This is a genomic window from Bradyrhizobium sp., assembly GCF_035935975.1.
Classification (GTDB): domain Bacteria; phylum Pseudomonadota; class Alphaproteobacteria; order Rhizobiales; family Xanthobacteraceae; genus Bradyrhizobium.
Genome location: NZ_DASYWN010000037.1, coordinates 35,915 through 59,581, shown reverse-complemented (window position 1 = coordinate 59,581; position 23,667 = coordinate 35,915). Strand labels below are relative to the sequence as shown.

The 23,667-nt window shown below is 62.9% G+C and carries 8 protein-coding genes; 4 read left to right on the top strand and 4 right to left on the bottom strand.

What is annotated here, in order from left to right:
- Positions 1-90: 90 nt before the first annotated feature.
- The 4 genes from VGR99_RS20170 to VGR99_RS20155 form a co-directional block, all read right to left on the bottom strand.
- The gene (locus VGR99_RS20170) at positions 91-1,860 is read right to left on the bottom strand and encodes a carbamoyltransferase (RefSeq protein WP_326900724.1); all 1,770 of its coding nucleotides are present in this window, start codon (positions 1,858-1,860) and stop codon (positions 91-93) included.
- A gap of 159 nt (positions 1,861-2,019) precedes the next feature.
- On the bottom strand, positions 2,020-4,215 hold the full coding sequence (locus VGR99_RS20165; RefSeq protein WP_326900723.1) for a glycosyl hydrolase family 28-related protein: 2,196 nt from the start codon (positions 4,213-4,215) through the stop codon (positions 2,020-2,022).
- A gap of 45 nt (positions 4,216-4,260) precedes the next feature.
- Positions 4,261-5,175: a glycosyltransferase family 2 protein gene (locus VGR99_RS20160; RefSeq protein WP_326900722.1), complete on the bottom strand. Its 915-nt coding sequence runs from the start codon at positions 5,173-5,175 to the stop codon at positions 4,261-4,263.
- A gap of 48 nt (positions 5,176-5,223) precedes the next feature.
- Positions 5,224-6,153, bottom strand: coding sequence for a peptidylprolyl isomerase (locus VGR99_RS20155; protein WP_326900721.1), 930 nt, complete (start codon positions 6,151-6,153; stop codon positions 5,224-5,226).
- 487 nt (positions 6,154-6,640) lie between these two features.
- On the opposite strand from VGR99_RS20155, the gene VGR99_RS20150 reads away from it, so the two are divergent.
- The 4 genes from VGR99_RS20150 (at position 6,641) to VGR99_RS20135 (ending at position 23,628) form a co-directional block, all read left to right on the top strand.
- On the top strand, positions 6,641-8,143 hold the full coding sequence (locus VGR99_RS20150) for a substrate-binding domain-containing protein (protein ID WP_326900720.1): 1,503 nt from the start codon (positions 6,641-6,643) through the stop codon (positions 8,141-8,143).
- A 397-nt stretch (positions 8,144-8,540) separates the two neighbouring features.
- Complete coding sequence (locus VGR99_RS20145) at positions 8,541-9,248, top strand: hypothetical protein (RefSeq protein ID WP_326900719.1); 708 nt, start codon at positions 8,541-8,543, stop codon at positions 9,246-9,248.
- Positions 9,249-9,559: 311 nt separating this feature from the next.
- Entirely contained in the window at positions 9,560-23,128 is a 13,569-nt protein-coding gene (locus VGR99_RS20140; RefSeq protein ID WP_326900718.1) for a filamentous haemagglutinin family protein, read from the top strand.
- Positions 23,129-23,415: 287 nt separating this feature from the next.
- Positions 23,416-23,628: a hypothetical protein gene (locus VGR99_RS20135; protein ID WP_326900717.1), complete on the top strand. Its 213-nt coding sequence runs from the start codon at positions 23,416-23,418 to the stop codon at positions 23,626-23,628.
- The last annotated feature ends 39 nt before the right edge of the window (positions 23,629-23,667 follow it).

The window sequence follows — 23,667 nt, the reverse complement described above, 5'->3', positions numbered from 1 at the left end:
CCGGCGCCACGAGGATTGGGCGCCAAATATCTTGACCCGAAGGGCGAGAAGGAGCGGTCGCAACCGCCCCCAATTCGCGGCGTATGCGGCCTACGCGTCCGACAACAGCTTTGCATGCTCGCCTTTCACCACCAAGTATCTGCCAAGGCAAATGGCGTCGAGTCCGGTGCGGAGGAAGCAGCTCATGGCCTGTTCGGGTGTGTCGACGATCGGTTCGTTCTCGTTGAAGCTGGTATTGAGCACGATCGGTATCCCGGACAGCTGGCCGAAACAGTCGATCAATTCGTAGTAGAGCGGATTGGTGTCCCGCGCGATGCTTTGCAGCCGTCCGGTGCCATCGACATGGGTAATGGCCGGAAGTTTCTCCCGCCATTCCGGGCGAAGCTTGACGACGTGCATCATGAACGGACTGAATACATCCTGTTCGAAATACGTCGATACTGCCGGCTGGAGGATGGTCGGAGCAAACGGGCGGAAGCTCTCCCTTCGCTTGATCTTGGCGTTGATCACGTCCTTCATGTTGGCGCGGGTCGGGTCGGCAAGAATGGAACGATTGCCGAGGGCGCGCGGTCCCCATTCCGATCGCCCCTGATACCAGCCAACCACCAATCCGGCGTGCAACAGGGAAGCCACCGCCTTCGGAACGTTGCCGGGCAGCAGTTCCCGCATGGGATTTTGGGCCGATTCCGCGGCGCGCCGCATCGCCTCATCCGAGTGAGCCGGACCCCAATAGGCATGGGTCATATGGAATCGTTCTCGTCCACCGGCGACATTGTGCCATGTCCACATGCCCGCACCGATGCACAGGCCGTCGTCCGATGAAGCCGGCTGCATATAGGCCTGCTGGAAAGGCGTGTCGCGCAGCAGGCGCGCGTTCATGACACCGTTGAGCGCGCAGCCTCCGGCATAAACGACCTGCTTGCTCGAGACCTGATCGTGGAGCTTGTTGAAGCAGTGCACCGCGACTTCCTCGAAGCGGACCTGACAGGAGCGGGCGATGTCCTTGTCCCGTTGCGTGAGCTCCTGACCGCGCTGGCGCGGCGAACCGAATTTCTCGATCCATTTTTCGGTAAACAAGCGCAGCATTTCCACGTGGTTTCGCTCGTCCATCTTTCCGCTTTCGCCGCCGCGGTGCATGCCGAAGAAGCCCTCGGCCAGCCTGAACCAGCCATCGGGCCGCGTTTGGACCAGTTCGCGCATCACCTCCGCGAAGCTATCGACGCCGTATGGCGCGAGCCCCATGACCTTGTATTCTTCCCCATATTCGGCAAAGCCGATGAATTGACAGCATGCCGTGTAGAAAAAGCCCAGGCTGTTCGGCAGATTGACTCGGTCGAGCACCTCTATCCGTGTGCCCTCGCAGCGCGCCGCCATCGCGCTGGTGAAATCGCCGCTGCCGTCGTAGGAGAAGCCGGCCGTGAGCCCGTCGAACGGCGAGCAGTAATAGGAGCTCGCGATGTGCGACAAATGATGTTCCACGTTGACGACTTTGGCCTTGATCATTTCCGGGGCTTGTCCAGCGGCTTCGGCGACCTGTTCGCTGATGCTCTGCTCGCCCTGGGCGCGTCGGATGTGCTCAAGCGCCGCTTTGCCGCCCGTGAGGGGATTACGCAATACATACGAAACCTGGGCCGCTCGATTCTGCGACGGGTCGCGCGCGACGGAAATGAAATCCAGATCCTTTGACGATATGCCACCCATTGCAAGAACCGACCGGATCGCCTGCTGCGGGAAGGACGGGTCATGCTTGATGCGTTTGCCGAAGCGCTCCTCAGCCGAAGCTGCGACCACCTTGCCATCGATGATGAGCGCGGCGGAGGCATCGGGATGGTTGAGGTTGAGGCCGAGAATTGCGGTCATCGGTACGGTCTTTCAGTTTGTGAAGCGGCTGCCGGAGACGGATTCCGTTCGGCCACGGCAGGAGATGGCAGCCGGAGCAGAAGGTTAACTAACAACGGAACTTATCATTACCGTGACTGATCGAGATGGTGCGCGAGGCTGGGGGCGGCGTTTGCAGCGCTATTTCTGGATACGCCGTTCTTCGACATTCCTTCGACCGAGCCACCACGCGACGCCGCGATCAATCATCAGACCGACGCGTGATGGCCCCATGGTGTTTCGCTCGATGATCACGTCGCGGACGCCGGGGGAGGTGACTTCAAAACCTTTTACTTCGATGTGGGCGTCTTGATCGAGCCGATTGCCTCGAACGATCACCGCCTGCACCATTGGCGGTCGCCCTGAAGCCCTGGCGGTCTGGTTCGCCTGGACGAGAATTGAGGCCTCGTTGGAGAAGATGCTCCGTTCGGGTCCCGCCCGGTAGACATTGCCCTCGAGTATGTGATTGTCGAGGATCTGAATCCGCCAGCCGGGCTGGAAACTGTCGTATGATAGTCCGAACACGGCAAAACCGCTGGTCCTGTTGGATCGATTGCCGGCGATGACATGGCCCAACGCCGTTCCGTACGTCTGCGCGGCGACGCCCGTGTCTTCGAAGAAGTTGTCGATGATCAGGTAGTTTTGCTGCGCCTGGGTGATCGTGATCTCCGAATCCCGGTCCAGGGCCACCTCGAGCGGTCGGTCGAGCACCACCGACGAGCCGGACAGCTTCTTCTCGAATGCTTTGACCCTGGCGTATTGACCGGCACCGCGCCCGTTGACCACCATAACGGCAGCGCCCGTCCAGTCCGTGCCGGCCGGATACGGATTGGCGGCATCCAGCAACAACAACCGATCCGGCCCGGCGTTGTCTGCGTGACCGAAATAATATCCGCCCGGTCCGTCCGACGTCATAGCTTCACGATCCCAACCATAAATGGCCTTGAACGTGTTGCCGCCGATGAAAATGTTCTCGGATGCGCTGACCCATTTCGACAGCGTCGATATTCCTCCGCCGGTTCCCTGGAGGTCGGCAGCAGTCACGGTATTTCCTTCAAAGACAACCTGACGCGATCCCACGATCGCGTAGGAGCCATAGCGGCCGTTGGTCAGGATATTGCGGGCCACAATCGCGTTGGTCGCCTTGAAGAGGCGAAGCGAATGCCCGGATCCGAGAATGTCGCAATCGGACACTTCGATTCTGTTTCCGGTCAATCGAATGGTGTCGGGGGATCCGTCGGGATAAATCCGATGGAAGTCATTCATTCGCTGTACGGTGGCTTCAGCCTTCATGAGGCCCCGAAAGGCCGAACCACGAATGCGGACATGTCGGATGGCGATATCGGCCGCGTCAGGAACCGGGGCGTCGCCGAACTGAAAGCCTCCCGATATGATGTGCGGGTGGTTTGATGCGTATATTGTGAGGTCTTCGACCGAAAACTGCGACCTTCCCTGTATCAGCGCGACTGGGGGTGTTGCCAGATCCGGCCACACCAGATTGACCAGATCGATGCGTTCTCCCTGCAATGTGACGCGAGGCGGAATGACGATCATGTCCGAAATCAGATAGCGCCCGCGCGGGAAGTACACGGTTCCGCCTCCGGCCTGGCTCGCCGCTTCGATGGCGGCCCTGACGGCGCGCGTGCAATCAAACCTGCCGTCGCCGTTTGCGCCATATGCCCGTACGTCGAAGGATTGCACAGCGTTCGGCTCGACGGAGCGCACGACGATGCTGCCCGCATCGACCCATTCGCCGTCGCCGCCATCTCCATTGGAGAGCCGTAGCCTGTAGCGGCCGGGTGAAACCTGATCAGGGATGCGAAACGTACCGCGCCACAGGTCGCCTTTGGTCAGAATGGCTTTCGTCGGTGTATTTCCGACCTCGGGCAGTAGCAACAATTGCGCTCGGCTTGCTTGACGGACGATGTTGCGACCGAACACCTGGAGCCAGCCCGCAGGCGAGACCTCGTCGCCGCGGTTTCCCTGTGTCCAGTAGATTGTCGGCAGATTGATGCGGCCGCTGAGAGCGCCGTGGGCATGGGTCAGGTTGAAGCGGTAGATGCCGGGGGTGAAGTGCTCTGGGATCGTGAATTTGAGGGAGAGGGGATTGGCTTGGAGGATCGGAACGGATGTTTCCTGTCCGGTCTCGCGGGTCGGTCCGTCGCCCATTCGGGCAATCGTCACGGACGTAATTTTGTCGAGCTCGGCGCCGGTGACGAGCACTGTTTCGTCCGGACCGACGGGATCGTTGAACCAGAACATCGCGGACTGAGCGGTTGCCTCCGCCATCCAAAGGAACTGAAACAGGGCAACGATGGCTGCGCCACTACGCGTCATGTACCGCGCCCATCGAGACCATTTTGGCGTTCGAGTGCATGTCGATCAGAGTTCGATGACGAGGCCGGTCAGGCGTCGGAGCTCCGCGCGCATTTCCGCCGGATCTTTGAGATGAGCGATGGCGGCTTCCAGCTCTTCCACTTTTGCGCCGACCAGGAAGCGATACCAGAGACCCTGCAGCCCGTGATAAACAAGGCCTTCCTTGCCGTCGAGAAATCCGAGCTGGATGATCAGGCGAAACAGGAAATAGGCCGGCGCGCTGATTTGATAAGGGATACGGTTGTACAGTCGTTCCTTGATCCAGCGCTTGATGGCCGCCTGGCGCGAGCCTTCTTCCGTTATCAGGTCGACATCGCGCCCGAACAGACGATGACGCGCGTTGATCACGTCGATCGCCTCGCGCGTAGCGTACTTGTTGTGCTTGTCGGTGAAGAACGTCAGATCGTTGAGATTGTGATCGGCGAACCCGCCGTCGAATGTAACGGTCTGGCCGCCCCATAAAATCATGTGCTCGTCCATCCAGCGGTCTTCAATGCGGCCGTGGCCGCGGCGCCAGATCCGCAAGAGGAGAAGCGGGTAGCGACCACCGTGGCGGATCCAGCGGCCAAGGAAGATGTGCTTGCGCTTGAGGTTTATCCCGACGATCTCGTTGCCGAGGCGCGGCAGTTCATCGCGAATTCTGGCGCCGAGATCGGCTTCGATGACCTCGTCTGCATCGAGCCGCATGATCCACGAAGCGGTGATCGGGGCATTCTCGAGCGCCCACTGGAACTGCTTCGCGTAGTTGACGAACCGGTTCTGCAATACGGTCGCGCCCTGGGCGCGCGCCAACTCGACGGTTCGATCGCTCGAGAAGCTGTCGACAACAAAAACCTCGGTTGCAATCGTGGCAACCGAGGCGAGAGCCCGCAAGATGTGGCGCTCTTCGTTGTGCGTCAGGATGATGACGGCCAGGCCCATAACCTACTCACTGCCGGGATGTCGCGGGATTTGGCAGACGGGCAGGCGCTATCTGACGTTGGAGCTTTCCTTGTCTGCCTTATGACCCTGGTCCGGGCGCTCGATCTTCGCCTCGGCGCGCACTTTATCCACGAGTTCGATCTGTGCCGCCGAGGCGACCATCGCGGCCAGGCGGTCGCGGATCTTGTCGTAGTCGGCCGGTTTGCGAGGGCGCGTATCCTCAAGTTTGAGGATATGCCAGCCGACCGCAGTCTTGAACGGCTGTGACACCTCGCCCTTCTTCAGTTTGGCAGCCACGTCGGCGTATTCCTTGCCCATTTCGCCGCGCTGCCGCCAATCGTAGTCGCCACCTCTCGCTTTGGTGACGGGGTCCTCGGACAGTTCGGCAACGACTGCCGCGAAGTCTTCGCCCTTGTTGATCCTGTCCATCGCCGCCTTGGCTTTTTGTTCGGCCGCCTTGACCGCGGCATCGTCCGCGGACGGGCCGATCATGAAGATGAGGTGGCGCAGGTGCAGTTCGGGCTCGGTTGTCACCCCGTTGAGAACGACCTCCTGATACGCCTTGCGCATTGCGTCCTCGGTCACTGCCTGCTGGCCTACGACTGTCAGAAGATGGTTGGTGAGGCCCTGATTGCGCGCGAAAGCGGCGCGGCGCTGAAGATCGGCCTGGTCTTCTATGTGTCGATCCGTCGCCACCTTCGCGAGCAGCACGGCGTCGGTCACCATCTTCAGGAGGGTTTCGCGTCTCTCGACGGGATCCTGGACCAGCAGATTTCGGCCGATGATTTCGTCTGCCAACTCCAGCTCGCTCTCATGGATCGGGCTTCCGTTGACGACAGCGACGACGGGATCGGTCGAGGGCGATTGGCCGAATGCCGGCGCTGCGGCCCCGAGCATGACGGCCAGCCAGACGGTAGCTACGCCGGCACGTGCCGTCGTTACGCGAGAGGGCATGCGGAAACCGGGCAGGGCGTTCATTTCGTCGATCCTTCTTGCTGTTCCGATCCGCGCAGCACCCGCATGACGGCGAACGACAAAGATATGGTGCGAGATATCATGTGCGGCGCGGTCGGCTTGCCGGGGTGCCTTTTAACGATGCGACATTAACGGTGATGTGATGTCGATAAGACAGGTCCGTGAAAGCGGGCGAGGGCTGTCGACGTTCGTTCACGGCACGTCGTGAAAGAGATCATCGATCTCGGCTCTTTCATTTTTCGAAGCAGTTTGGTGTCGGGTCGCTGTGGATAACATTCGGCGCAGGCGGAGGGTCTGTGCTTCTGCTTGCGAAATCCAGAGCTTGTCGCGCTGTGCGGGCGAGGGTCGATAACATCACGAGTGAGATGATTATCATAATTCACAAAATGACAATCAAAGTCTCACATACCGCCGCTAGCTTCCGCCTCGCTCCGGGACCCGGCTGCTGATCGTAGCAGGCTTGGGGTATCCAAACAGGGAGACTGAGGTTATGCGAAACTTGAAGACTTTACTCTTGGGATCGGTTGCGTTCGCCGCGATGGGCGTTGCTTCCGAATCCGCTCAGGCGCAGTCGGTTGCGTTTGGTGCGGGCGCGACGTTCCCGCAGATCGTCTATCGGCAGTTGATGGACTGCATCTACACCCAGGCCCAGGGCAGCACCGGCAAGCCGGGTCCGATGGCGAAGGCTGCGAGCTGCGGTGGCTTCAACACCAGCGGCATCGGCGGCGCGATTCTCTACGCCGCGACCGGTTCGGGCAACGGCAAGACCGTGCTGCGCACCAACGACAAGACCCAGATCGGAACGCCTTCGTCTTCCGCTCCCGCCTACACCAGCAGCAACTTCGGCATCAACAACATCACCGACTATGACGGCGTGCAGTTCATCGGCAGCGACGACGTCGTCAACGCGGCCGACATGACCGCCTGGAACACGGGCGGCGCTTCCAGCCCGCAGTCGAAGTTCGGCAATCTCATCCAGATTCCGGCGGTCGTCGGCGCCGTCGCGTTTGGTCTGAACGGCAAGGACGGCGCTGGCGCCGCCCTGAACATTCTGCCGGCGACCCCGGCCGGCGGCAGCAGCGGCCTCAACCTGTCGCGTAACGCGTTCTGCGGCATCGCGTCGGGCCACATCACCAAGTGGAACAACGCGATCCTGACCACGCTCAACGGTGGCACGCTCGGCACCGGCAACATCACCTTCGTGCATCGTCAGGACGGCAGCGGCACCACCTTCCTGCTCTCCAACGCGCTGGTTGAGCAGTGCCGCTACGAGTTCGGACCGAACAGCGAAACCGACGCGACCGTCGTGTCGTACGCTTTCCCCTGGACCGATCGTTCGCAGGCCTGCACCACCCCGCTTCTCGCGCGCGGTGCGAACCAGCTGAACTGGCCGGATCAGTTCCCGACCGACCAGTGCGGCAACGCGGTGACCAGCCCCGGCACCTTCGCCAACGCCTCGGGCAGCGGCGCCCTCGTCACCCTCGTCACCTCGACGAACGGCGCGATCGGCTACGCCTCCCAGGACTTCTGGCTGCCCGTCAAGGCCGGTGGCCTGAAGACTGCCAACCTCCAGTCGCAGTGGGACATCACCGGCGCGACCGGCAAGTTCCAGCCGCCGACCTTCCAGGGTGCCCAGAAGGCGATGGCGACCGCCATTCCGCAGTTCGACAGCGTCAGCCGTCCGAACCCGTTGACCTGGAGCTTGCAGGGTGTTGCGCCGAACCCGGTGGTTGCCGGTTCGTATCCGATCTCCGGCTTCTCCTGGTTCGAAATGTACCAGTGCTACCAGACGCACACGAACGGCAACAACGCGTTCATCTGGTTCAAGACCTTCCTCGACTACGTCTACGGCAGCGGCTCGGCTGCGATCATGAACGACAACGGCTTCGCTCAGGTTCCGGCGGTCTGGCAGGGCGAAATCTACACGCTCCTCAACGACCCGGCCAACGGCCTGAACGGCAGCTCCTGCTCCGGCAAGGTCGGCGCTTACTGATCGCTGTCAGGTCTCAGCCTGATCGACGATCGACAAACTCTGTGCACCCGGCATTTTTACCGGGTGCATTTTTTTGAATCGCGCCAGGTTTGATCCGCGCTCGTGTGCCGTCGCCGCGAACGCGGGCGATATCGGTGGAGACATGATAGGCAGCTCCGATGATGGCAGCCTCTCGGAAGAGGGCGCTGATGTCGCCATGACCTGCGATCTCGCGCGCCGCGCTTGACCCATCGGATCTCCTCTCGCAAATGTCACATCATTGATAACCATCAACGTTATCGCTCGGGTCCGATCAGGGACGGCCAGTGCCATGTCGATGCGCCTATTCGTTGCTTTGCTCGCTGGCGTCCTTGTCATGGGGAGCGGCCGGGCGTTTGCCGTCAGCGCGTCGGGGTCGATGGATTCTCCCGCCGCCGAGTCGCGCGACGATCTGTTTGCGACGAAGCCCGCCAGCCCGGATCCGGCTCCCGTCGTCGCACCGGCGGCCGCGACGGTCGAACGGCCGCCAGCGCCTCCGCCGGCACAACGCGTGCTCAGTGATAATCCGCTGTGGGCTATCCCGCTCGTGCGTTTGACCGCGAGCCGGGAGCGGCCGCTGTTCGCACCGACGCGACGGCCGCCAGCGCCTGCACCGGTTGCCATGCCGGCGCCCGTGCAAGTCGCTCCGCCGCCGCCGGCCGAACCCGAGAAGCCGCAACTCTCCCTGCTTGGCACCATCGTCGGCAGCGAAAAGATCGGCTTGTTCGTTGATTCAGCCAGCAAGTCCGTGGTGCGGCTGAAAGCGGGCGACAATCACAAGGGATGGACCCTTCGAGCGGTTGAGCGGCGTCAGGTGGAGTTCGCGCGAGGGCTCGATATTGCCGTGCTGGACATCCCGTCGCCCGACATGAAGGCCGGAGCGGCACCGGGCGGGCCGATGCTTGCAGGGCCACCGCCCGTTCCGGTCGCCATGCCGGTCCCGCCGCCGCAAGGCGCGGCAGCCCCACCGTCCTACGTCCATCCCGGTGCCAGCAAGAGCCTGACGATCAACAAGAACGCGCAGCCGGCGAATTTCAAGCTGCCGCCGGGTCTCCTGAGCCCGTTTGCGACCCAGGGGCAGCGCTAGTGACGCTGTGGCCAGGCCGCCGTTCGCTTCGGTCATGATACCGCATTGATAACAAATAATAACATGATGAATCGGCGCGGCCCGGTTGCCGGTGATTAAGGCGATTTTGCCGTGTTTTGCTTGCCCGGAACACAGCGTCGCAGATGGTCCATCGTGCGGCCAATGCTACAAATCTGACATATGAATGTTAGTAAACGATAAGTAAATGCGGGCCGCGAATGCGCCTGCATCGGCGGCGTGCTCGACTGGAACTTGCAATCGGAAAGTGCCGCAGCGTGCCCCATCGCGATATCCTTGTTTCTCCCCCCGGGATGCGGCGTGCGTTTGAGCGGACGCTGCTTTGTGGCGTCAGCCTGCTGGCGCTGTCGGTCGCGGGTGGCTTCGGCCACGCGCGCAGCCTCACGCCCGGTGGCAACACGGTGGTGCCCACTGCGGCCGCGCAGCAGGCGGCGATCCAGGCCGCGCAGCAGGCTGCCGGCGCGGCGAACCAGGCCCAGGCCTCGCTTGCCCGCGCGGCCGCGGCGCTTGCCGCCGCGCGTAACCTCCAGTCGGATGCTGCCGCTGCCGCCCAGGCTGCGGCCTCGTCCGTTCCGAATGGACTGACTCCGGGCGGGTTGATGCCGTTCGGCGGCACCGCGGGCGATCCATTGGCGGGCATCAAGGCCGATGCGTCCAAATGGCTTGGCGCGAATTTGCCGAAGCAGACGACGAGCGGCTCGAAGGTCTCGGTCGTTATCCAGCAGACCCAGAAGAAGAGCATCCTTTACTGGGACACGTTCAACGTCGGTGCCAACACCACGGTCAATTTCAGCCAGTCCGCGTCCGACTGGATCGCGCTGAACCGGGTGCAGGATCCCAGCGCCTCGCCGAGCCGCATTCTTGGCCAGATCAATGCCATCGGCGGCGTCTACCTGATCAACCGCAACGGCATCGTCTTCGGCGCCGGCTCGCAGGTCAACGTTCACACGCTGATCGCGTCCAGCCTCGATGTCGGCAAGCTCGGCAGCGATCTGGCGACACGCGACCAGTCTTTTCTCAACAACGGCATCGCCGATCTCAACTCGTTCTCGATCTATGACAAGGACGGCGGCGCAGCGACCAAGCTGATCGCCGGCGATATCAAGGTCGAGCGCGGCGCGTCCATCACCGGCAATATCCTCTCGGACCAGGTTTCGCTTGGCTCGCCCGGCTCGGTCTACCTGTTCGGCGCCAACGTCTACAATTCCGGATACATCACGGCGCTGGGCGGCGAGGTCGCCATGGTGGCGGCGCGAACGATCGATGTCGTTCCGAACGGCTATTCGGTGCTGCCGGACAGCGTGCTGGGCAAGGACGACAAGGGTAACACCATCCAGTTCCGCGGCACCGAATTCAGGCTGTCGCAGTTTGCGTCGTCGTACTACGACGCCGCAACGGCTGATTCATCGAGACCCCTCGGCTATCCAACCGCGACCAGTGGCACTTATCTGGCCGGCACAGGCGCGGTCAAACATGACGGCTTGATCGACGCCTCTCGCGGCATCGTGGTGATGAACGGCGATACCGTTGCGATCGGCAATCCCACGGATGCAAGCGGTCACGCTCTGACCGACAGCGCCGGAAAACTGATCCAGGGCGTGATCTCGGCCGATACCAGCATCGACCGCAACAGCTTCGTGCTGCTCCGTGCGGCGACCAGCGTCACCATGAACGGCGTGATCTCGAGCCAGCCGCTTGACGACGGTGCGGCGGGACTGCCGAGCACGCAGAGCTTCACGCCGGCCTATATCGAGGCGTCGGCGCAAACCAACGTAACCGTCGAATCGAGCGGGCTGATCTCGGCGCCCGCAGCACAAGTCTCGCTCCGTGCAATCGACTTGGGTAGCCAAAACGCGTCAACGCTGTACCAGAAGACCGGCGCCGCGCCGGACGGAGCAGTAGTTTACGGCCAGCACCTGTTCAATCAAGGTTCAGTAGGCAACGCCGGAGGGAATACTGCGGAGGTCAGGTCCAATTCCAGCGATCCGCAGAGCGTCCTGCTTTCGCCGGGTGCAACGATCGACGTTGCCGGGCTCCAGAACGTCGAGCTGCCGGCGAGCTACAACATCATCTCGTTCCAGCCGCGCGCCGAGTTCGCCGACATGCCGTTGCAGCGTAACGGCGCGCTGTACGGCCAGACGATGTACATCGACATCCGTAACTCCGGCATCCGCAGCGACGGCACCACTTGGGTGGGAACGCCGCTCGCGGACGCCAGCGGCTATGTGGCCAAGGTCCCGCGCAGCATCTACCAGTTGATGACCGTCGGCGGCAGCGTGTCTCTCGCGACGGACCTCTCCACCAGCAACGGTGCTGCTGGCGTCAAGACCGACGGCTCGATCATGAATGTCGCGGGCGGCAGCGTGAAGTTCCTGCCCGGCATGGTGAACACCACGCGTCTGCTCGGCAGCGACGGCCGCATCTATAGCATGACCAACGCCGATCCGAACATGACCTATCTCGGGATCGCCGGTCAGTTCACCGTCAAGCATGCGCGCTGGGGCGTCACGGAAACCTGGTCCACGCAGACCCAGATCTATTCGGCAGGCTTCACCGAGGGGCATGACGCCGGACGCGTAAGCGTCGTGACGGTCAATCCGGCGCTGCTTGGGACGATGTATTTCGGCTCGACAGCCGGCGAACGCCAGATCAGCGGTGGGCAGTTGCCGTTGCAGGGCTCACTCGAGCTGACCACGCCGTCGAGCGTGCAGATCGGCGCGACGGCATCGGCCAATTTCACGACGCAAAGCAAGTATACGACGAATTTGTCGGCCGACATCCTGTCGAACTATGGCCTCAGCTCGCTGACGGTGAAGGCAAACGATTTCGTGCTGTCGAGCGGCAGCACGCTCAATCTCGCCGCTGGCGGCAGCCTTTCCGTCACGGCGGGTGGTGCGATTGACATTGCCGGAACGGTGTCGGCGGCTGGAGGCAGTGTTAGCCTCATTACCGACCGGGGTTCTGTCAGCGGCAGTTTCACCACATCGCTCTTCAAGGCGCCCAACGACTCCTCGGGCACTTCGATTGCCGCCAATGTCTTCGTCGAGGGCACAATCGACGTCAGCGGCCGGTTTGTTAATGACACCGGGCGCATAGCTGGCGTCGATGCGGCTGGCCCTGCCTTCACCAATGGCGGCACGATTTCGATTCGCACGACCAAGGACAGCACAAGTGTCACAGGCGGCAACCTGGACGCGACCGGAAGCATATTGTTGGCAAACGGCAGCCTTCTTGATGTATCCAGTGGCGGTTATATCTCGCCGCAGGGCAGGGCCAAAACCGCAGCCACGGGCGTCATGGCCGGCAAGGCAGGCAGCATCTCGCTCGCCCTGTACGCGGGCGGACTGTGGGATCCTGTCGGTGGTCCGCATCCTCCGACACCAAATCTAGCGACGCCGGCTGTCATCGCGCTCGACGGCACCCTGCGCGGCTACGGCTTCGAGAGCAACGGCAGCTTGAGGCTCGCTGCGGCCGGCACCATCCGCATCGGCGGCGCGCTTCAAAGGGATGAGACATCGTCGATCCGTATCGGCGGCGAAGCCACAACGTTGCCCGTCTCGTTGCTGACGGGCGGCGGCTTCGGCTCCTACATCATTGAGTCAGTGACGGACGACTGGTCCGGCGCGAAAGCTCAAATCATCGTCTCGGCCGGGACGAGTCTGACTCTCAAGCAGCAGAACCTGGCGAGCCTGGCTGACTACGCGGCGACACCGACCGGCACCAAGCTCGGCCAACAGGCTGCGCCGCAACTGGCGCTGCTTCCGGACGACCAACGCAAGCCGGTCAATCTCACGCTCAAGGCCGACTCTATCAAGCTCGATACCGGCTCGACGATCATCACCGATCCGAAGGCCAGCATCACCATGGCCGCGGTTGTCAAGGATCGCAGCACAATCAAGCCAAGCGATCCAACCTGGAACGTGCCAGCGCAGTCGGTCGAGCTGCTCGGCACCATCGTCGATCACGGTGGCACCGTCTTCATCAACGCGCTGCAGACGCATCTTTCGTCGCAAGCGAAGGTCGATCTGTCCGGGACGTTCGTCGCCGACTCGCAGTTCGGCACGATCAAGGGCCCGGCGATCAGCGGCACCTACATCGGCGGCGGCACGTTCGCGGTCGAAGCCGGGGCGATCGCGCTGAACCAGACGGGGACGTCCTACGCCTATTCTCCGCCCAGCGGCTTCAACTACCTCGTCGCCGATGCCGGCGCGCTGGTCGACGTCTCCGGCGCGGCCGGCAATATCCAGGTGGCCGGCGCGCGCGGCGCGACGACGTCGCAATGGTCCTGGAGCGACGCCGGCAAGGTGAGCGCAGACGTCAGCGGATTTTCCTGGGGCGGCAGTTTCGCCGCGGCCGGCGGCCGATATGTCGGCGGCGATGGCACCGTGCGCACCGACTCGCGCGCTAATGGCGGGACCATCCTGCTCGGCGGCGGCAACATATTCCTGCAGCAGGGCGCCGCCGGCGTCATCAATGCGCCGACGGCGCTCACCGTTTCGGCCGATCAGCTCGCGCCGTTCGACAACGTCTATCTCTACGCAGCCGCGGCACAGGGCGGCGCCGCGCGCATCTTCACCGACCTGCCCGGCAACATCTACGGCAACAACGATCCGTTATGGGGAACGCTCACGATTTCCGGTTCGCTGGACTGGACCGTGACCAACCGCCTGCACATTGCGGCAGGCGTCATCAGCGCGCCGGCATCCGGCTCGGTTGATGCACACATTGCGGCGTCCTACGTCGCGCTCACCGGTTCCGGTCGCAATCCGGCGGCCGGCACCAGCACGTTGACGGTGAATGCGCAGACGATCGATCTGGAGAGTGGAAGGCCGTCCAATTTCAAGCCGGGCGACGCTCAGCCGGGCCTCGACTTCTCGGGCTTCAGCCAGGTCAACCTGATCGCGAGCGGCGACCTTCGCCTCGGCACGCTCAAGGTTGTGGACGGTTTCAAGACCGATTCGACGCAGACCGTCCCGACCGAGCAGTCGAGTTTCACCGGCAAGCTGGTCTCGACCGGAGATCTTCTGCTCTCGGCCCAGCGAATCTATCCGGTATCGGCCGTCGACTTCACGATCGAGACGCCGGGGAACGTCAAGTTCGCCGCGCCCGCGAACAGCTTCACCGGAATTCCGCTGTCAGCCGGCGGCGGCATCACCGTGATCGCAAACACCATCGATCAGGCGGGCAATCTGTTCGCGCCGCTCGGCAAGATCGCGCTCGGCAATACCGACAGCGCGGTGTCCAAGATCATCACGCAGTCGGTGGTGCTGGAGCCCGGGAGCCTCACCTCGGTGTCGCTGGCCGACACGACCGTTCCCTACGGCGCGACGGCCGACGGCACCAACTGGTACTACAACGCCAGCCTCAATCCGCTGTCGCAGCCGCCGTCGAAGGGTTTGATCCTCGCCGGATCGAGCGTGACGCGCGCCGACGGCTCGACGATCGACCTGCGTGGCGGCGGCGACATCCAGGCCATGGAGTGGATTGCGGGCAAGGGCGGATCGCGCGATAGCCTGACCACGACGCCTTCAGGCCAGACCGTCTACGCGCTGCTGCCTTCGCAGACCGATCCGATCGCCGCGTATGACATTCACTTTGCGACCGCGCGCAGCGCCGATGCGGGCAAGACCGTCACCGCCGGCGACACCGTGCCGCTCGCGGGCACCCAGATCACGATCGACGGCGGCAACGGCATCCCGGCGGGGACCTATACACTTTATCCGGCGCACTACGCGACGCTGCCCGGCGCAATGCGTGTCGTGGTCTACTCCAGCGACAATACCGGCAAGAACATCGCCACGGGAACCAAACTGCCTGATGGCACCGTTCTGGTGACCGGTCATTACACGCAGTCGACCGCCGCCGGAAAGCAGTCGTCCGGCCAGACGTTGTTCGCGGTGCAGACAAGCGCGGTCTGGCAGCAATACAGCGAGTACAGCTTCAACGGCGCCAACACCTATTATGCTCAACTGGCGGCCAAGAACAATGTCACGGCGCCGCGGCTGCCGATGGATGCGGGACGGCTTTCGGTCTCCGCGCTGCAGTCGATCGTGCTGAACGGCATGGCGCTGACGCGGCCGGGGCAGGACAGCAGCGGCAATATGGGCCGCGGCAGTGAGCTTGACATCAGCGCTCCCAAGCTGGCCGTGCTCGGCCATGCCGCATACGCCAACAATGACATCCCGGCCGGCTATGTCGGCCTCGATCTCACCCAGCTCAGCGGCTTCGAGAGCATACTCATCGGCGGCAGCCGCAGCGATATCCCCACGGGCACGCTGATCATGCCGACCGCCAGCAACGTCGTCGTGGATACGCGCGGCGAGACGTTCAGTGCGCCGGAGATCCTGCTCGTCGCCCAGCAGGTCGGCCAATGGCAGGAAATCCAGCAAACGGTGACGGTCGGCTCGCAGTCCGTCTTTCTGGATCTTCCGGTCTATGTCCCGGAGACCGGCAGCGGCACGGTGACCATCAATTCCGGCAGCATCGTCGAAACCACCGGTGTCGTTCATGCCAAGCTCGGGCGGCATTACATCGTTGCGGCGGACGGGCAGGCGCCTGTCACGCCCGAGAGCCTCGCCGCGGCGCTGGGCGGGACGCTCTCCGGAACGGAGATCGTGGGTGCCGATCTTGCAAAACTCCTCGATCCCCAAAGCCCTGCTCGGTTGGCTCTCGGTTACTACGCGAACGGCGGTGCGCAACAGCCGGGGCGTGGCGCCTTGTTCGTGGCGAGCAACGACCCGACGCTGCAACTGACGGGGCCGACCGCGACCGGAGTTTCGGCGTCGGCGCTCACGATCAAATTCAAGGATGTCGGGACCGCAACGGCCACGCTGCCGGCCGGGCCGGTGACCGGAAGCCTGACATTGGCGGGCGGCGGCACCTCTGACAGCGGCAAAGTGGTGATCGCGGACGGCGCCAAGATCTCGACGAACACGCTGACGCTGCAAGCGACCGCGTCCAACAACGCGATCGTCCTCAAGACGACTGACTTGCACGCCAATCTGGTCAACCTGATCGCGCCGACCATCGGCGTCGGAGCGGCCTCGGCGGTTGCCGGCAAGAGCCTGGTGCTGCCGGCCAACAGCACCCAGTTCGCCGATGTGCAAACACTGGCCCTGCGCGCGCTGTCTGGTCCGGTTACGGTATATGGCGATTTCAATTCCGGTGCGGGCAGTCTGTCGTTGGACGCCAGCGGCATCGCGCTCGGCAGCGAGGTGCTCGATCCCGGCACGAGCCTGAATCTACGTGCGGGATCGGTGCTGGCGTTTTCCTCCTCTGCGACGGTCCAGTTCAGCGTCGGCGTCACGGTCACGTCCGCCGCGGGCGTCGCCACGACCTACGCCGCCAATACCCAGATCGCGCTCGATCCCAACAGCAAGGTTAGCGTTGCGTCCGCCGGAACGATGACCGTGGCGGGTTCGAGTGGCACCACCCTGACGCGGGACGGCCTGATCTCGGCGAGCAACACCATCACGCTCAAGAACACCGGGGCCAGTACGTCCTTCAGCGCTCCGGCGGCGAACGGCAACAGCCTCGAACTGGCCGCAAAGGAAATCGACCTGGGCAGCGGCCCGGTGAATGGGAACGTCGTCAACGGCAAGTTCACCATTGCCGGTTTCTCCACGGTCAAATGGTCGGCCGACGACAGCGTGGTCGTCAAAGGCCCCGGCACGATGACGCTCGGTGCGAACGGCGACAAGGTCGACCTCGCCGTCAGTACGCCGCGCATTCTGGTCACCGGCGCGACCGCGGCGACGCCTCAGGGTTTTGCCCTGACGGCGTCGGGCGATATCTCCATCGTCGATCCGGTGACGCGCGGCTCGGCCGCAGCCGCCCCGGTCGACAGCGACGAGACCGGCGGCATTCTCACGGTTACGGGGGCGAACATTGCCGTCAGCAGCACCATTCAGGCGCAAGCCGGCACCATAACGCTCGGTGCGATCGCGGGGAACGTCACCCTCAATCCCGGCGCTTATATCTCGGCGCGCGGCTACAAGAAGACGCTGGTCGACGTCGACACCTATCTGTCAGGCGGCAAGGTCGTGCTTTATGCCGACATCGGGTCGAACGCCACGGGCGGAGGCCAGGTCATCACCGACGCCAGCAGCACCATCGATGTCGCGACGACGAGCGGTGGTCAGGGCTATGGCGGGACGATCGAGGTGGACGCGCTTCGCGGCGGCGTAACGCTGGCCGGCCAACTGCTCGGCGCCGGCGGTCCCGGCCTCGGCGGCCGGTTCAAGCTTGATACCAACGGTGCGGCCGACCTGACGGCGCTTGCGGACATTCTGCTCGCGGGCGGCCTGACTGGCGCGATCGACATCCACACGCGTAGCGGCAATCTCGAATTGGCGGCAGGGCATACGCTGAAGGCCAATGTCATTACGCTGACGGCCGACGATCCGACCTGGATTCCGATCTTCGCCGAGAAGCAACTGGGCCAGGTTATCATCGCAGGCACGCTGGACGCCGATGGCTATTTCGGAAAGACCGCCGATGGGACCGGGCAGGCGGGCGGGCAGATCGGTCTGTTCGGCCGCAACGCGGTGGTGCTCAAGAGCACCGCGCAGCTTCTCGCCCGGACGACGCATGCCGACGAGCGCGGCGGCGACGTCCTGATCGGCACGGCGTGGTCCGCGGCCGGCAAGATCGATCTGCAATCCGGCTCGCTCATCGACGTCTCCGGGGGCACGAAGGGCGGATTGTCAGGCGGCACGGTGACGCTGCGGGCACCGCTCGACGGCAACGACGATGTCAAGATCAAGGGCCTCGACGCCACCATCATCGGCGCGCGCGCGGTGAACGTTCAGGCGTTCCTGACCATCAATACCGACAAGAGCCCGAACAACGTCAACGGAATCGACGGCAGCCAGCTCAAGACGAAGAACGGCACCGCGGCGGTCTGGGACGGCTATGTCGATCCGAAGGGATCGGTGACGTCGGACGGCCAGCTTATCGACTTTGGGGCTTGGACCAACGTCGCCGGCGTGGCGCTGAATGTGCTGCCGGGCTCCGGCTACCAAACCGTTCCGGCAATATCGGTCGTGAGCAGCGGTAGCAGGATCGACGGCGCCGTCTATGTCGATCCGTCGACGGGCGGGGTCTACAACGAGGTCACGGATCCCGTGACCGGCACGACATTCCGGTCCAGTCTACAGGTTTCGTCGATCAAGATCGACAATGGCGGCATATACACGAGTACGCCGACCGTCATAGTGACTGCATCCGGCAAAGATCTGCCGTCCTGGGGCGGCAAGGCTGTCGCCACGGCCGTGATGAAATACAACGATATCAGCATCACGGGGGTCGCGGTCGACGATTCGTTCAACGGCAGAAACATGCAATTGCTCGATGGGACGGGCAAGTCCATCGCCTCGGGTACGGCTATCGTCGAAAACGGAATGCTGACGAAGGTGACCGTGACGTCCGGAACGACCGGCACCGGCGCCCTTGCGTCGATCCGCTTCGGCGGATTTGGCACCAAACCGCCGGATATCACGTCCGATCATTTTTCCGGCGTGACGCTCAGCGTGGCGGCGGTGACGCTGGCAGCAGGCGGAAGCGGCTATGACAGCGGCGTCAGCATCAGCTTCTCCGGCGGTGGTGCGTCCGTGAGTGCGGCCGCGACCGCCACAATGGGGGCCGCGGTCTCGATCACCGGCGTGACCAAGGGCTACACGGCGGGCAAACTTCCGTCCCTGATCATCACGGGCAACGGCAGCGGCAGCGGTGCGATTGCTTCATTCGCAACTCAGCCGACAGTTTCCAGCGGAGCGACGGACAGCAGTCACGTATTCGTCCCAAGCCCAGGTGCGAACTTCATACCGATAGCCACCAGCAAGCTTTTCGATGGTACCTCTGACAATGCGTCCCTGACCATTGTGCCGAACTACGATCATCAGTTGCTCTATTCCGACGTCCTCGCTGATTTCGTCCAGGGCAACGGCATCCAGGGGGTCGGCCTGACCGGCAGCTACCGCTTCAGCGGCCTGTTCGACAGGCTTCAGAACGGCCTTGTCAAGCAGCTTGGTGCCGATGTCGTGCACGTCCAGCCCGGTATCGAATTGGTCAATACCAATTCCACGAAGAACTCGGGGAACATCACGGTTGCAAGCAACTGGAATCTGGCGGCCGGCACCGCGGGCAATCTGCAAAGCGTCTCCGTGCCGACCAGCGGAGGGCCAGTCACTATCAACGTTTTCGACCCCGCGTCGAGCTACGTGAACTTCACCTATCGTCTGGCGACGCCCTGGGGCGGGCTCGACGCCGGCGCACTGACGCTGCGCACCGCCGGAAACATCAATGTCAACGCCTCGATCTCCGACGGCTTCTTCCAGTTCGGGAATTACCTCGACAAGTCTTACGCTGACGCTGTCAGGTCTTACATCACCTCACGTACGATCGATCCCTCCACGCTCACATACTACCTGAACGACTACACCAGCAGCCAACTCCCGGTCGCCCCGTATCAACTTGGCGATGTCGGCAACAGCATCAGCCCGAAATCGGAAGACCTCGCCAGTGCGGACCTATTCCCGCACGCCTTGCGCGTCTGCACCACCGACTGCAGCCCGGCAAACATCAAGACGGTGATCGCTCCGTCCTCCTGGTCGTATACCCTGACCGCCGGCTCCGACGTCTCGAGTGCCAATCCGACCGCTAGAATTCCGCTCGCGAACGGCGGGGGAGACGTGATCGTCGACAAGCACGGGACCTATTCCCAGCCGCTCAAGACCAGCACCACTCCGGTCCTGGTCAACATTCCGACCATGGTGCGGACCGGCACCGGCAGCATCACCATCGCCGCCGCGCGCGATGTGATTTTGCAGGACACGGTTGCTCCCGGTGTGATCTATGCAGCCGGCGTCAGCACCGAAAAGCTGGCCGATCCGTATAGCCTTCAGACGGTCAATGGCGAGTCGAGACTCGTCGTCTCCAATCCAGACGGCTTCTTCGAGCCAAGGGTTCTGGGTTATGGCGGCGCGGCCGCCAAGGCAGCTCCAGAGCTCTACTATGGGCCACCGACCGCGGCGGCATTTCCGGAAAAGGGCGGAGACGTCGTCGTCGACGCGCAGCGGGACGTCAAGGGCTATAGCGGCAGCGGCAACAAGGTGCTGCAATATTACCAGCCCTGGCTGCTCTCCGATGTGGACGTGACGCCTGGCGCCAACATCTCAGCCTTGGGCGCCGGCGCTTTCGCCCCCTCATCGGCGCAGATCGCGTCGCAAGCGGCGTGGTGGATCCAGTATGGCAGCTTCCAGCAAGGTTTCCTCAGCGCCGGCGGCAACGTGAACGTTCTGGCCGGGCGCGATCTCATCGATGTGTCTGTGTCCCTGCCGACGACCGGCCGGGTCAGCGGCGGCCTGTCGGCCGACAGCCTGCCCGTCACGCACCTCTACGGTAGCGGCAACATGGTCGTTCGCGCCGGCGGCGACATCCGGGGCGGCTCGTTCTACGAAGGATCCGGCCATGCCAGCATCGTAGCCGGCGGTAACATCGGCAAGAACGACACAGTCTCCAAATACCAGTCGAGCACGCTCAAGGCCGACGACGTTCCCTTGCTCGCGGTCGATACCGGACGGATCGCGATGACGGCGAACGGAGCGATCACTATGGCCGGAGTGGTCAACCCTGCCGCGCTGCATGCTCAGCAACCGAGCAGCGCAAATTCCCTGGAGACGACCACCAGCCCGACCACTCCGCTCTACATGGATACTTACGGTCCCGACAGCGGCGTGAGGTTGGTGGCGCAGTCGGGCGACCTGACCATCACCATCGCGCTCCCCACGATCGGCGTGAGTGATGAGTTCAGCCGGGCAGCCGCGGGAACATATCCCGCGAACCTCGAAGCCATCTCTCTGCAGGGCGATCTGATAACGACCGGGATCAGCACGAGCATGAAGGCCGCGGGCGTTACGATTCCGACACCGGGAATCGTATTGAGCCCGTCCGAACATGGCGTGTTCAATCTGCTGGCACAGGGCAGCATCGACCTGACGTTCGGTTACCCGGCGGGCAAGTCGGCGCTGCAATCGATCTCTCGTCCGCTGATTTCCGCCGGGCCATCGTTGATCGATGCGGCTTTCGATCCATTCCGTCCCAACAGCGGCAATGACGATCGCTTCAGCCGTGCGATCCTGGCGCATGAGGACGATGTGGCCGACGGTCTCGATACGACCGCGCGGATCTACGCCGTGACCGGTGACATCACAGCAACCGGCAGCTACGGAAGGAGGAACTTGAACTCTCCGGCGGACGAAAGAGTCTATCAGCACATTGAAATCAACCGCCCGACCAAGGTTTATGCGGGCCGCGACCTCATCGATCTCAACATCATCGTCCAGAATATTCATACCAGCGATGTGAGTTCGATCGAGGCTGGCCGGAACATCACCTACACCGGCTTCAACAATGGCGGCGGCCTGCAGGTGGCGGGACCTGGCTTCCTTGTGGTGCAGGCGGGCGGAGATATCGGCCCGTTCATCCCGGCAGCGCATGACAACGCGACCGATGCTCCCGTGCAGGAAGGCATCGTGTCGGTCGGGAATTCCAGCCTGACACCCGTCGGAAATGCCTATGTCTATAATAGCACGGGAGGCGGTTCGGTCGGCATCTACAACCAGTCGCTGCTCGGCCCGGCGAATAATCCGCGGCGCAATGCGGCGCTGACGGACGCTGCCGGCACGAAGCAGGGTGCCGATATCATCACGATGTTCGGCACCAAGTTTGGTGTTGATTACGCCGCCGTGACGAAGTCCTATATCGATCCGGGAAACGCCGGCGGCATCAATCATAACTATATGTCCGACCTGCGCTCGTTCTTGAGCCGGATCGGCAAGCCGGTAAGCGACGGTGACACCGATGCCAGCGTGTTCGCGGCCTTCCAGGCCTTGCCCGCCGACCTCCAGCATGTCTTCGTCGATCAGGTCTTCTTCGCTGAGCTCAAAGCCGTCGGCATCGCCCAGAAGGGGGGCACGTCGTCAGACACCCAGCGCGGCTACCGCATGATCGAGACCATGTTCCCGGCGCGCCTGGGCTACACGGCAAATGTGCTCGGCAGCGGGAGCAACGGCGCCAGCCAGCTGGACAAGACCGGCGACATGGACCTGCTGCATGCCACGGTCCAGACCAAGCTCGGTGGCGATATCTCGGTCTTCGGACCGGGCGGCAATATCATCGTCGGCTCGCTCGCGGCCGAACCCAATTCGGCCCTGAAGTTGCGGGATATCGGCATCCTCACGCTGGGCGGCGGCGCGATCAACACCTTCACGGATGAGAGTGTGCTGGTGAATTCGAGCCGCGTGCTCACGACCCAGGGCGGCGACGTCCTGATGTGGAGCTCCAACGGCAATCTCGACGCCGGCCGCGGCTCCAAGACGACTTTGTCGGCACCGGCGCTGCAAGTGCTGTATGATCAGGACGATTACCAGTCGATTGATCTTGGTGGCTTTGTGACCGGCGCGGGTATCGGCACGCTGCAGGTGTCGTCCGCGGCAGTCGCGTCCCAGCTCTATCTTCTCGCACCGCGCGGTACGATCGATTTCGGCACCGCCGGCGTGCGCGCCTCGGGCAGCGCAGTCTTCGTCGCACCCGTTATCGCCAATGCCAGCAATTTCCAGGTGCAGGGGAGCACGACCGGAATACCGACCGTATCCGTTCCCAATATCGGCGCGCTCACGGCAGGCTCGAATACGGCCGGCGCGGCCGCCAAGACGGCGGAAACGCCAACCGCATCCGGGGCCCGCAGGCCGGCCTCGATCTGGATCGTCGAGGTGATCGGTTATGGCGGCGACGGTCAAGATGACCAGGCGACGAACAAGAAGGAGTCTGATGCGACGTCATCGGGCAACGACAAGCAATGATGGTCCGCGCGTTCAACTCGAGATTGTTTGGCTTGCGGTCGCGGCAGGCAACTGCGTGCTGCCGTGCCAGCCATCATGATTGAACGAGATACGGGACAAGTTGAGCGCGCCTGCCACCGAATGAACGCATTCCGTCCAGAAATCTGACTTTTTGTTTAGGATCGGTCACAGCAACGATAAGAAACATACCTACAAGGTCGGCAACAGGCTTTTGGGAGACGGGCAGTGGGCTGCTGTCCGTCCCATTTCGGCGACGGCCTGTCTGTAATTTTGTTTTGGGGGTTGAAATGCGCGCGACAAATCCGACCGAACCGGTCTGCTCCGAGTCCGCGCTGCCCAGGTCGAAGGCCAACGTCTACGATCTCGGGCTGAAACAGGATGAAGGCGGCCGGCTTCGCCGCATCAGAGATCTCGAGCACGAGAATGCGTTGTTGATGCGCATGGTCTCCGAAACCCAGATCGAGATCGCGCGCCTGCGCGAGCTGTTGTCCTCGAACTGACGTGATCCGGTGGCCTTCGTTCGACGGCCGGGTCTCTTC

Excerpts from the sequence above, each read along its gene's own strand:
- VGR99_RS20170 (WP_326900724.1), bottom strand. The coding sequence starts at position 1,860 with ATGACCGCAATTCTCGGCCTCAACCTCAACCATCCCGATGCCTCCGCC.
- VGR99_RS20165 (WP_326900723.1), bottom strand. The coding sequence starts at position 4,215 with ATGACGCGTAGTGGCGCAGCCATCGTTGCCCTGTTTCAGTTCCTTTGG.
- VGR99_RS20160 (WP_326900722.1), bottom strand. The coding sequence starts at position 5,175 with ATGGGCCTGGCCGTCATCATCCTGACGCACAACGAAGAGCGCCACATC.
- VGR99_RS20155 (WP_326900721.1), bottom strand. The coding sequence starts at position 6,153 with ATGAACGCCCTGCCCGGTTTCCGCATGCCCTCTCGCGTAACGACGGCA.
- VGR99_RS20150 (WP_326900720.1), top strand. The coding sequence starts at position 6,641 with ATGCGAAACTTGAAGACTTTACTCTTGGGATCGGTTGCGTTCGCCGCG.
- VGR99_RS20145 (WP_326900719.1), top strand. The coding sequence starts at position 8,541 with ATGGATTCTCCCGCCGCCGAGTCGCGCGACGATCTGTTTGCGACGAAG.
- VGR99_RS20140 (WP_326900718.1), top strand. The coding sequence starts at position 9,560 with ATGCGGCGTGCGTTTGAGCGGACGCTGCTTTGTGGCGTCAGCCTGCTG.
- VGR99_RS20135 (WP_326900717.1), top strand. The coding sequence starts at position 23,416 with ATGCGCGCGACAAATCCGACCGAACCGGTCTGCTCCGAGTCCGCGCTG.